8 protein-coding genes are annotated in these 12374 nt (G+C 47.4%); 2 read left to right on the plus strand and 6 right to left on the minus strand.

From position 1 onward, the window contains the following. Both M3080_RS03810 and M3080_RS03815 read left to right on the plus strand, forming a co-directional pair. Positions 1 to 1302, plus strand: coding sequence for a CDP-glycerol glycerophosphotransferase family protein (locus M3080_RS03810; RefSeq protein ID WP_249091967.1), 1302 nt, complete (start codon positions 1 to 3; stop codon positions 1300 to 1302). Continuing rightward, positions 1295 to 4168 (plus strand): YidC/Oxa1 family membrane protein insertase, encoded by a 2874-nt coding sequence (locus M3080_RS03815; RefSeq protein ID WP_249091968.1) that lies wholly within the window; start codon positions 1295 to 1297, stop codon positions 4166 to 4168. The genes M3080_RS03810 and M3080_RS03815 overlap by 8 nt, the downstream gene beginning before the upstream one ends. A 417-nt stretch (positions 4169 to 4585) precedes the next feature. Here M3080_RS03815 and M3080_RS03820 read toward each other — a convergent pair whose 3' ends face one another. The 6 genes from M3080_RS03820 to M3080_RS03845 all read right to left on the minus strand — a co-directional run bounded on the left by M3080_RS03820 (position 4586) and on the right by M3080_RS03845 (position 12272). Continuing rightward, positions 4586 to 7759 (minus strand): efflux RND transporter permease subunit, encoded by a 3174-nt coding sequence (locus tag M3080_RS03820; RefSeq protein WP_249091969.1) that lies wholly within the window; start codon positions 7757 to 7759, stop codon positions 4586 to 4588. A 12-nt stretch (positions 7760 to 7771) separates the two neighbouring features. Then, positions 7772 to 8887 (minus strand): efflux RND transporter periplasmic adaptor subunit, encoded by a 1116-nt coding sequence (locus M3080_RS03825; protein ID WP_249091970.1) that lies wholly within the window; start codon positions 8885 to 8887, stop codon positions 7772 to 7774. A gap of 120 nt (positions 8888 to 9007) precedes the next feature. Continuing rightward, a complete protein-coding gene (gene dnaQ, locus M3080_RS03830; protein ID WP_249091971.1) occupies positions 9008 to 9721 on the minus strand; it encodes a DNA polymerase III subunit epsilon in 714 nt (237 codons plus the stop codon). Between the two features lie 14 nt (positions 9722 to 9735). Further along, on the minus strand, positions 9736 to 10179 hold the full coding sequence (rnhA, locus tag M3080_RS03835; protein WP_249091972.1) for a ribonuclease HI: 444 nt from the start codon (positions 10177 to 10179) through the stop codon (positions 9736 to 9738). A 49-nt stretch (positions 10180 to 10228) separates the two neighbouring features. Continuing rightward, complete coding sequence (locus tag M3080_RS03840) at positions 10229 to 11479, minus strand: ATP-binding protein (RefSeq protein ID WP_249091973.1); 1251 nt, start codon at positions 11477 to 11479, stop codon at positions 10229 to 10231. A gap of 52 nt (positions 11480 to 11531) precedes the next feature. Then, a complete protein-coding gene (locus M3080_RS03845) occupies positions 11532 to 12272 on the minus strand; it encodes a class I SAM-dependent methyltransferase (protein WP_249091974.1) in 741 nt (246 codons plus the stop codon). Positions 12273 to 12374: the final 102 nt, after the last annotated feature.

The following is a 12374-nucleotide window of genomic DNA, read 5'->3' on the forward strand; positions in this document are numbered from 1 at the left end:
TTGGATAAAGCACTTCAATTCGTCTCCATCGGTTTGCTCGTTTACTTACCGATTAATGCCTATGCCTATCTTGATCCTGGCACGGGCAGCATGCTTTTGTCTGTATTGATCGGATTGACTTCGAGCGCTTACTTTCTGGTGAGAAAACTGCCGAGTATGGTGCGTTCAGTCTTTTTTAAATTCACGGGTAAAAAAGACGATCTGAAGAATAATTCCATCGTGTTTTACGCCGAGTCGGCTGCCTACTGGTCAACCTTTAAACCGGTTTTGGAAGCGCTTGCCGCTAAAAATGTTCGCTGCACCTATCTCACCAGCGATGAAAACGATCCCGTTTTTAAAAACGGCTTGGATAAATGGGTTCACGCGAAATTTATCGGTAAAGGGCAAACCGCCTACACCGCTTTGGGCTTTTTAGAAGCCGATGTGTTTGCTCTGACAACCCCGGGCGTTGACGTTCTTCAAATCAGACGTTCCGCTGGCGTTAAAAAGTACGTCCACATTGTCCATGCCGCAGGCGACATCCACACCTATAAGTTCTATAGCTTCGACTACTATGATGCCTTTTTCTGCGCGGGCCCCGCACAGGCCAAAAGCCTTCGTGCACTGGAATCCTTAAGGCACACCAAACCCAAGGAATTGCCTCTCTTGGGCTGCCCCTATTTCGATGGCATGCTTAGCCGAAAAACAGCCGACTTAAAGCCCGATGACGATACCATCCTTATTGCGCCGACGTGGGGTAAAAACGGCTTATTGACCAGAACGGGATCCATGATTCCGAAACTTTTAGCGCAGGCGGGCTATCACGTCATTTTGCGCCCCCACCCGCAAAGCTTTATTTCCGATAAAGAGCTTATGGAAAAACTTCAGTCGGAATTAAAAGCGTTTGACAACATCGAGTGGGATAGAAATCCCGATGGCTTTAAGAGTTTGAGCCGCGCCCAACTGATGATTTCTGACGTCTCGGGCGTTATTTTTGATTTTGCTTTCATCTTCCTGCGTCCGGTTATCTCCGTTGGCAACGGTCCCTTAAAGGATGGCTTTGAAGCCTGGGAAATTCCTCACGAAGCCTGGGAAATGCAAGCGCTCGATAGTCTCGGCAAACGCGTTTTGCCGGGAAATGAAGAGAATATTCCCGCTTTGGTTAAAGATCTCTTGATGCGTCACGAAGACATGGCAAGCCGCATTGAAGCCATTCGACGTGAAAACGTTGTCAATTTCGGGCACGCGGGAGAACCGATCGCCCAAGCCTTGATTGATATGGCTAACTCCGTTCACACTCAGAAGACTCACAAAAATGATTGACTTTTTATATACCCTTTTCATCGCTCCGCTTGAATATTGGATGCACAAGGCCCTGCTTTGGGGATTCGATATCACCCAACAGTGGGGATGGGCCATCATCGTGATGAGTCTTATCGTCAACTTTGTGATTCTGCCCATCTACATGAAGGCTGAAGCCTGGCAGGAAGAAGAAAGAGCTCTTCGCAAAAGCTTTGAAGCTAAGGAGCAAATGATTAAGCGCGCCTATAAGGGTCAAGAGCGCTTTGCCATGATCACGACGATGCATCGACAGGCCGGTTACTCACCGCTATTGACCCTGCGATCAAGCATCGGTTTTTTCCTGCAGATTCCGTTTTTCTTTGCGGCTTACCATTTCCTAAGCCACTTTGAACCGTTACAAGGCATTTCGTTTTTAGGATTGACCGATCTTTCAAAGCCTGACGAACTTTTCAAAATCGGAGACTTTGCGATCAACTTCATGCCGATACTGATGACGGTCATCAATATCGCCAGTGCCCTGATTTACACCAAAAATCTCTCCAAGCGTGACAAGTACCAACTCTACGGCATGGCCGCGCTCTTTTTGGTGCTTTTATATAACGCCGCCTCAGGCCTGGTGCTTTACTGGACCTTCAACAATATCTTCTCGCTTGGCAAGAATATTGTTTATGACCTGGTGCGCCACTTTGCCAACAAACTTCGTGGGTTGGGTCTTCTTATTAAAAGCACTTGGCTTAAGATTTTTGCCTTCACCGATAGCGGCACAACCTTTCAAAGCAGCCCCTCTATCGTAAACGGTTATCTTGTCTACCTCTGGGGCTTGGCTGTCGCTCTGGCCGTTTTAAGCAGTAATCAGATCACTTGGTTTAGCGATGGTCTCAAGCTTTCTTTAAGTGCCTATTCTGACTACGCTTTTCTTTTGCTCGCAGCATGCGCCGTTATCGAATGCGTCAGACTGCGCATGTGGAAGCACCCCATTGCCCTGATTCTCATTGCATTGCTTTTGTACTATGAACTCAACACTTGGTACAAATGGAGCTGTCTCGGCTTAAATCGACGCTACTTTGCTCTGAGCGCCTCTTTTGCGTTCCTGATCATTTCGCTCACGCTTACTAATTTCAAGTTTGGCTTAAAGAATCTGCTCTATCCGAGTGAGTCCAAGCCCGCTGCGCTCTTAACACCGGGTGCTATCTGGCTTGTTATTCTTTTAGCGTTTTATCTGCCGATTCAAGCTTTCAGCACGGCTCCGGAAGGCTTCTCGCGTATTGAAGAAGTGCTCGCCATGCTTTTAGCCTGTGTGTGCGTCGCAGGCGTCATTTTCTGGTGCCTGACTAAGCTTTTTGAATTGACCCGTTACGCGGATTTCGCTGGCTACACCTTTGCGTTCATTTCGCTTTTAATGACCGTCTATGCGTTCCTGCTGCCTTTGAACGTCGGAACGATCAATGCGTTTATCATCGCCAACCCAGAGCCCCTTTTCCGCAATGTCAACGTTGTGGTTGATGTCGTGGTGATCACTTTATTTTCCATTGTTTTCGTTTGGCTTATCCGCAGCAATAAAGTCGTCTGGATTAAAAATATTTTGATACTGTGCATTGCGGGCAGTCTCTTTAATTCTGTCTTTATTCTCTGGTCCACACAGGAAGCCTGGTCTCGAGACGCCGAAAACACACAAACAGTCGATTTACCGGACTATAATGATCGACTGTTCGGTTTTAGCAAAGAAGGGCAAAATGTGGTTGTCGTGATGCTTGATGCTTTCGCGGGACGTCACTTAGATCGCATCATGCAAGAAACACCAGCATTAAAAAACCGATACAAAGGCTTTACTTGGTATCGCGAAGCGTTGGCAACCGGTCCTTCCACTATTTCGAGCCTTCCGTCCATTATTTGTGAAGAAGCTTGTACCCCTTGGGAATTAAATAAGGACGAAAACCTGACACTGGCTGAAAAAGTCAATCGTGGCTTTGCCAATACACTTAATCGTTTCGGACCGTCTTTTGATGTCTCGCTTTACGAAAGAAACTGGACGGAAAGAAACCGCTTGGCCAAATACACAAGCCATCAGCCATTATTAATCCGCAACATCGGCGACAGCTACATTCGCCGTTATGCGGCCGAAAACAATCTCAAAATTGACCGCGGCAACAGCGACAGTTTCTTGATTGCTGTGAGTTTCTTTAATGCCGTTCCTTGGGGACTTAAAAACATGATCTACAAGGACGGCCGTTGGATTGAACGTCTGATGGGTGAAAGTACTGCCGCTTTGGTTTACAACACCTACCGTGATCTGGCGTTATTCAAGCTCCTGCCCTCGGTATCCAACATCCGTGCGCAAAAAAATACGTTCAAGTTCATCGATTCGGAATTAAGTCACTACCCGTGGTTTTCTGAACCGGGTAGCTGCAAACTCTTGCCTTACGAAACCCCCGGAACGCGTCCGGATGGAATTCCGATTGGGCAAATGGCGGCAGAAACTTGTTCCCTCCAAGCCTTGGGTGATTGGTTTGATTGGATGAGAAAAGAAAAAATCTTTGATAACACCACAATTGTGGTGGTATCGGACCATAGCTCTGGCTTCGTGCCGGAGTTATCCGCCGTTAACCGAAAGGGCTCTGTGGGCCGTCCAAGCTCGCTCTTACTGATTAAACCGCAAAAAGCAAACGCCAATGCTCCGCTGCAAATTAGTGATGATTACGTCGGGATTGTGGATACGATGAAATTTATCTTTGCATCGCTCAATAACCAAAACATTCGCGTCAACAAAGCGACTCGTTATACGTTTGTCCCTGATGGGCTGACCGCCAATCAGTACCGCGAGGAGAAGTTCTGGAAAGTTGAAGGCTCAATGTTTGATGAGCGCTCTTGGAAGGATATTTCCCATTGACAAGTAATGCCGCCGACAAACAAAATTCAAAGCATTGTCGGCGGCTTTTTGATTAACGGTTTAATACTGAAAACAAAAGAGATAACGTACTTTGACAAAACCGACGATTTTTTAATCTTTCAGGCATCCAATGGGGACAACCAATACACCATCTACATGATCTAATACATGATTTAATACATATTGGAATAACATTATTGCAATTCATTCAGAATCAACGAACTATTTGACGATTTTTCATCGAACTATTTGGCAATTTTTTAACACACTACTTGGCGCTTTTTTAGCGAACCATTTGGTTATAGTTTTGAAGCTTTGTTAATTTCTGAAAAAAACAAGTCTGTCGACCGAGAAGCCTCTGAAATAGAATTTTCCTAAGAGAAGGCCCGTACACTCGCACGGGCCTCTTTACTCTCTTTATTTACCGTCGCTTGGTTCTTCCGGCTTTTCCGGATGACTCAAGAAAGGTGAAGCACGTTCATCCTCATCGTCATCATCTCGCCGTACCGGATTCTTAGAGACGAACCAAGTAAAGTAGACCGGCACAAAGATAATGGCGATAAATGTGGCAACCAACATTCCGCCTAACACACCGGTACCCATGGATTGGCGAGCAGCCGCACCGGGACCGGTAGCCAAAGCCAGAGGCACCACACCAAGAATGAAAGCAAAAGAGGTCATCAAAATCGGACGCAACCGTAAAGAGGCTGCCTCAAGAGCCGCATCAAAGACACTCTTACCCTGCTCTAACTTCTGGGCGGCAAATTCCACAATCAAAATGGCATTCTTGGCCGATAGGCCCACTAATACCAATAAACCGATTTGGAAGTAAATATCGTTCGAGAGTCCCCGGCAATAAGTTGCGAGCAACGCCCCCAACGCGGCAAATGGCACCGCGAGCACAACGGCGATCGGCAACGACCAACGCTCATACTGAGCAGCCAAAATGAGAAACACCACAATAATGCCGAAAATGAAAGCTGTGGAAGCTGAAGCTCCTAAACGCTTTTCCTGGAAGGCTTGACCGGTCCAACCGATAGCGTAACCTTCCGGGAGCATTTCATCTCCGATGCGTTCCACTTCCGCGATGGCTTCACCGGAACTCACCCCGTGAACCGCCTCACCCATAAAGCGCGCAGCAAGATAGCCATTCATGCGCGACATGGTCTCAGCACCTGATGTTCTCTCCCAAGACACCAATGTAGACATCGGAATCATTTCACCGACGTTGTTTCTTACCCATGAGCGCCCCAAATCCTCAGGCTTCATACGGTAGTCGGTGTCCGCTTGCATAATTACGCGATTAATTTTGCCGTTACGCGTGAAGTCATTGATATAGGTACTGCCCATAAAGGCTGAGAGCGTATCGTAGATGTCTGAAATAGATACGCCCATGGCCAAGGCCTTTGCTTCGTCAACATTGACCAATAACATGGGCGATTCGGCCATGGCCGTGTGACGAACACCGGTTAAAAGGGGCGAACGGCTCAACTCATCAATAAAGTTATCGGCCACTTGCTGCAACTGAACCGGATCATCGCTTTCTCGAGATTGCAAAAATCCTGAGAAACCGCCCGAAGACCCCAGACCTCTGATTGGCGCCGGGGTTGAAGCCGTGGCTCTGCCCTCGGTAATGTCTTCGGCCATCTTCGTGAGAATTTGAACAACGTCATTGGCCGTATTCTTACGCTCATCCCAAAGCTTAAGCTTCAGCACAAAAGTGGCGGCGTTTTGTCGTGTGTCATTGGCAACCGTATCAAAGCCCGTCAGGGTCAAAACGGATTCCACCCCCTCGATTTGACCCATTTTCTTTTGCAGTTCATCGGAAACTCGCTCGGTACGGGTTTGTGAAGCACCTTCCGGTAACGAAAGACTCAAACGAACAACCCCTTGGTCTTCTCTGGGCACAAAAGAGGTCGGTGTAATCTGAACCATCTGCCAGCAGGCCGCCATGACCGCTAAAAGCAACACGCCGCTTGCCACTCGATGATGAAGAGCCAAACCCACCAGGCGTTGGAATAACTTCGTAAAGCGTCCCAAGCCCAAATTAAAGCGTTGGAAGAATTTCGCCGGATCTTTGGTTCGGGGTTTAAGCAAAATGGCACAAAGCGCAGGTGTGAGCGTCAAGGCCACAAAGCCTGAAAGGGCGACGGAAATCGTGATCGTCACAGCAAACTGACGATAAAGTTCACCGGCCATGCCGCCCAAAAACGCAACCGGCACAAACACTGCCGAGAGCACTAACACAATAGCCACCAGGGCAGCGGCCACTTCCTTCATAGCCCGTTTGGCAGCCACCCGCGCTGAGACCCCCTCAGAGACCATGATGCGCTCGACGTTTTCTAGCACCACAATGGCATCGTCGACCACAATACCAATGGCTAGCGTCATGGCAAAAAGCGTAAGCGTATTGAGTGAAAAATCAAACGCCCACAATCCCACCATCGTCCCAATCAAAGAGACAGGGACCGCGATCATCGGAATGAGGGTTGCGCGCCAGCTTTGCAAGAAAAGGTAAACGACAAGGAGCACCAAAAGACCGGCTTCAACCAATGTCTTTGCCACCTCGTGCAATGAGGCAGACACAAAGATCGTCGTATCGTCCGTGATGGTGTGGGTAATGCGGCCTTTTGGATAGTGCTGAGCCAGTTCTGCCACGCGCTCTTTCACAAGCTCAGCCGTACTCATGGCGTTGGCACCCGTTTGCAGGTACACAGCCACGGTAATAGCCGGCGCACTGTTTAAAAGGTTGTAGGAATCGTAGCTGCGTTTACCGACTTCAACCCGAGCGATATCCTTTAAGCGAATAATGCCATCGGGACCATCGGAGCGAATCGTAATGTTTCCGAATTCCTCTTCAGTTAAAAGCTGACCTTCGGTGGTCACCGTGTAAAAAAGCTGCTGATCGGGAGCCGTCGGCGCTGCGCCCACGCGGCCGGCCGCATACTGTTGGTTTTGAATATCAACGGCATTTTCAACGTCGCCCACCGTCACACCCAACAGAGCCATTTTGTCGGGATTGAGCCAAATACGCATGGCCCCTTGAACGTTACCGAAGATACTTACGTCGCCCACGCCCGGAATACGCTTTAAGTCATCGACAATGTTAAGCGTCGCATAGTCAGCCATTTGCGTTGGATTCATCGACCCATCGGGCGATGTTAACGCCATCATCAAAAGGGTTTCTTCGGAGCGCTTTCTCACCGTCACGCCGTTTTGACGAACCGTCTCGGGTAGCCGTCTTTCGGCTGTACGCACACGGTTATTGATTTCAAGCATGGCGTCATTCGGATCAATGCCGACTTCAAACGTACAGGAAATGCGCACATCACCGTTAGAGCGCAAAGAAGTGGTGTAATACTGCAGTCCCTCAATACCCGAGAGCTGATCTTCAATTGGAGCGGCAATGGTACGAGCAAGCGTCTGAGCGTCTGCCCCTTCGTAGCTTGTTGAAATGGATACACTTGGAGGAGAAATGTCCGGATATTGAGACAGAGGCAAAATGCGCGCGCAAACCAAGCCTGCGAGCACAATCAATATGGACATCACGGATGCAAAAATCGGACGGCGGATACAAAATTGCGACAGCATCTTGTCCTCCGGCTACTGCTTGGTGTCCCCGGTGGCGGCGTTCTGAGGCTCGGAAACGTTTTTCTCCTTCACTTTGATTCCTTCTCTAAGCCGCAGAATCTGATTGGTAATCACTTTATCGCCCGGCTTTAAGCCACCAGTGACAATCCAGTCTTTGCCTTCCCAGTTTCCAAGTAAAACACCCCGCTCGCGCGCCACGCCTTCTTCCATCACGTAGACCGAATAAGTGCCGTCGGATTTCTGACGCACAATACCCTGCGGCACAAGATAGGCATTTTGATACTCACCCATCATAAGCCGAACTTGAACATACTGGCCGGGAAGGAATTTATCCGTGGGAGGCAAAACCGCACGCAGTCTCAGCGTGCCGCGATTTGCATCGACTTGTTGACTGATGAAATCCAACTTAGCCGGTAAAAATTCTTTGGAGTCGGGCAAAAAGACTCGAACCAGATTATCTTTGGTCAGTGTTGCTCCGGCAAGCGACTTATCACCGATTGCAAACGAAACGCGTAGCGTATCGGGTTGTGTGATAGACGTTAAAAGTGTTGTACCGGCTGAAATCAATGAACCGATATTGACTTCACTTTTACCGGCAATGCCGTCAACCGGCGCGGGAACCATTGCATGGGAAAGATCAATTTCCGCATTCTGCTCCTGAGCCTGGGCTAAGGCTAAGGCGCTTTTAGCCACCGCGAGTGCACTTTGCGCATCGTCATACTCCTGACGGCTCACGGCGTTGACTTTGATGAGTTCTGAAGCTCGTTTGGCATCTCGACGAGCTTTAATCAATTGCGTTTTTGCTTGTTGTGTTTGAGCTCGAGCCTGTCTTAATTGGGCCTCATAGGGATCTTTTTCAATTTCAAAAAGCGTTTGCCCGGCCTTGACTCGTTCGCCTTCTCTGAAATTGAGCTTACGCAAGACTCCGGAAACCTGAGCACGCACCTCAACTTCTTCTGCACCTTCCGTTTGCCCGAAAGTATCCACCCAACGAAACGCCGTCGTGGGCGTTGCCGTCATGGTCGCCACTTCAATGGGGGCACGCTCAACCGATGCTTTTTTATCACCGCATCCGGCAAGCACCGCGGCCGCCATAACTGAAATAACAAAAACGGTTTTTAACTGCATTATTCGCAAAACTCTCAATGATTTAACAAATCAATGTTACCGAATGCAACCTGAAAGCACATTAGGGCCACTACGGCCCTAAAGTGACATTTTGTAACTCTCTAATAGATATGTCGGAAGTCAAGCAACAGGGGTCTCTTCGGTCTTCCAAACCAAATTACCCTTACTTTCTTTTTCAATCGCTTTAAGCGTTTCCGCGTGAAGAGCTTCCTCCTCAGCGCTGGCTTTGACCACCCGAAGCTTAGTCACATCCGGCATCGGCGGAAGACTTTTCATATCCACCGATGTGATATCAAGTGACTCCTGACCGCGAGTCATGGCCAAATACACCTGAGCCAACAGTTTCGCGTCAATTAAGGCGCCGTGCAACGTACGATCTGTGTTATTGATGCCATAGGCTGAACACAGAGCATCCAAACTCACGCGCTGCCCCGGACGAAGCGACTTGGCCAACGGCAAAGTATCGAGAACGCTTTCGCAGTAATCCGTCACCCGCCCTTTACCCAGACGTTCCAATTCCATGTTGAGATACGCCACGTCAAAAGCCGCATTGTGAATGATCAGCTGACTGCCTTTGATGAAAGCAAGGAAATCGTCCACGATGTCGACAAAAAGCGGCTTGCCCTTTAACTTGTCCCACGTATAGCCGTGAACCTTTGCGGCGCCTTCCTCAACTTCACGCTCTGGATTAATGAGTTTGTAGAACGTGCGCTTTGTGATCGAGCGCCCCACAATCTCCACGCAGCCAATAGAAATCAAACGGTTTCCCGCTTCAATTTCCATACCGGTCGTTTCGGTATCCAACGCAACCTGACGGTTGTAAGTTTTTGCCATTTGTTTTCTATCCTTCACGCTTTTTTAGGAACACCGCGATTGGCGAGTTCATCGGCCTTTTCATTGCCGGGTTCTCCCGCGTGTCCCTTGACCCATTTCCACTCAATGTTGTGAGTGCTCACCAATTGATCAAGCTTTTGCCACAGCTCAATATTTTTCACCGGTTTACCGGCCGCCGTTTTCCAACCACGCTTTTTCCATTGGGGCATCCATTCCAAAATTCCGTTTTTCACGTATTGGCTATCCAGACTCACCACCATGGGCACAGGACGCTTAATGGCCGAAAGAGCTTCAATAACCGCTGTCAATTCCATTTGATTGTTGGTTGTCTCAACTTCTCCGCCGCAAAGTTCCAACGCTTTTTCTCCCCATACGAGGTAGGCTCCCCAACCACCGGGGCCAGGGTTGCCTTTACAAGCGCCGTCTGTCCAAATTTGTAATTTTCGATTTTTATTCATTTTTAGCACTTTGATTTATTTGCGTAAATTTACGCAAATAAATCAATCTCTATTCTAAAAGAGCTTCAGGATTCAACAAAAACTTTTTTAAATTGATGTACAGAATACCGTCCTCATCATAGCCTTGTTCAAGTCCGTCCTTGATGATGATAATTTTTCTAAACGCATCCTTAATAGCCAATAACGAAGCCTTTTCCTGATCACGTTTGCGCTGATCGGGCAAACTCAATACCGATTGGATGTAACACCGTCGATTGCCCAAATTCGCCACGAAATCAACCTCAAGCTGATGACTTAAGTTCCTCCCTTCGAGCATTTGTCTTTTATTTACTGAACCAACATCCACAGAATATCCCCACATTCTCAGCTCGTTATAGATGATGTTTTCCATCAAATGCGTTTCTTCCATTTGTCGGAAATTCAACCGAGCATTTCTAAGGCCAACATCCTCAAAGTACAACTTCGTCGGCGAGCCAATATACCTTCTGCCCTTGACATCAAAACGCTGAGCCTCGCTAATCAAAAAAGCCTCTTTAAGGCACTTAATATAAGAACGAACCGTGTTCGGGCTAATCGATGATTTAAGTTTGCTTTTAAAAGTGTCCGCTATTTTTGTAGGATTGGTGAGCGATCCTATAGATGAAGCCACGATGTTAACCACATCCTCTATTTCCTGAGTCTTTAAAATTCCATTGCGTTCAATAATGTCTTTAATATAAGTTTCTTCAAAAAGCCGCTTGAGAAATCCCGATTTTTGTTCATATTCAGACATCAAAACGACTTGAGGCAATCCTCCATAAGTCGCGTATTCCAACCAAGCATCAGCGGACTCACCACGGTAAACCTGCATAAACTCAGAAAATGAGAGTGGGAAAATATGAACTTCGTCTCCCCTCCCCCTAAATTCCGTTAAAACATCGGTAGATAGAAATTTTGAATTGCTTCCTGTCACGTATAAATCAACGTTTTTTCTATACAAGAATGAATTCAAAACTTCCGAGAAATGTTCCAACATCTGAACTTCATCAAGCAGAATGTAATACCGACCATCATCAACAATTTGAGCATTCATAAAAGCAAGCAATTCTTCCGGATCTCGGTAACGACGATTTTCAAAACGATCCAGTTGAAGACCTAAAATATGATCGGCACTAACACCATGATCTAAAAGGTATTGTCTAAAAATTTCAAAAAGCAAAAATGACTTTCCGCTCCGACGAATACCGGTGATGACTTTCACCATGCCGTTATGCATTCGAGAAACCAAACGCTGAAGATAAAGATTACGATTAATGAGCATGATTACATAGATTGATTTTTTCACGTAATTTTACGTGAAAAAATCAATGGCATTAAAAATTTTTGGTCTGGTTTCGCGTTGCGATGGTTTGACCAGCCCAATTCTTTTTCAAAAGACCACCTTCCGGGATCAATTTTCCAAACAAACCAGGTTTCTCGACTTTTTTCACACAACTTAACATGAAGACATTGGCTAGCGCAGGCCACCAACGATCTCCAGCTTTCTCACACCACCCCCACCGTGCCAAATGCTGAGGATTGTCACTTAACGATGGGCAATAAACACCAAAACGGCCTCGATCCACAACGCCGTAGCGCTCACAAAATGATTTAACCTGGGTGACGCTTAAGGGAGAAAACGACGTCTCGGTCGGACACTCAAAAAGCTTTTCCTTCTTTCTCACCCACCAGGGACCCCATGGATTTATGCAAAGCACAATCAATCGGCCTTCCGGCGCAAGCACGCGGAAAACTTCGCTAAAAAATTGCGAGGGATTTTTAGACCACTCCAACGCGTGAACGCTAACCACTAAGTCAAAAGTGGACTCTCTAAAAGGCAACGAGTCAAAATCCAAACGAACATTGGCACAGGCTTGCGAAGTTTGCATAAAGTTTCTCGCTCCTAAAAGCCTGCTGTCATGGGAAGCATTTCTCAATAAGCTGCCGTAGGGTGCCCCGAGCTGAAGTGCCGTCTCGCCCGCGCACTCTGCCAAAAGAGCATCCATCTGGGCTAATTCCCAGCGCCTGAGTAACATACCGGCAGAAGTGGAGAAAAATTCAGCAAAAGACGACATCGCTTATAAGCTCGTTAATCACACGAAGAATTAAAACACAAAGTTTCGAGCATTAACAGTCCATAATTGAAAAACTTCGTTTTCAAATGGGATAAACTTCGT

Origin of the sequence: Parasutterella secunda (assembly GCF_023336895.1) — a bacterium.
Taxonomy (GTDB): Bacteria; Pseudomonadota; Gammaproteobacteria; order Burkholderiales; family Burkholderiaceae_F; genus Aphodousia; species Aphodousia faecalis.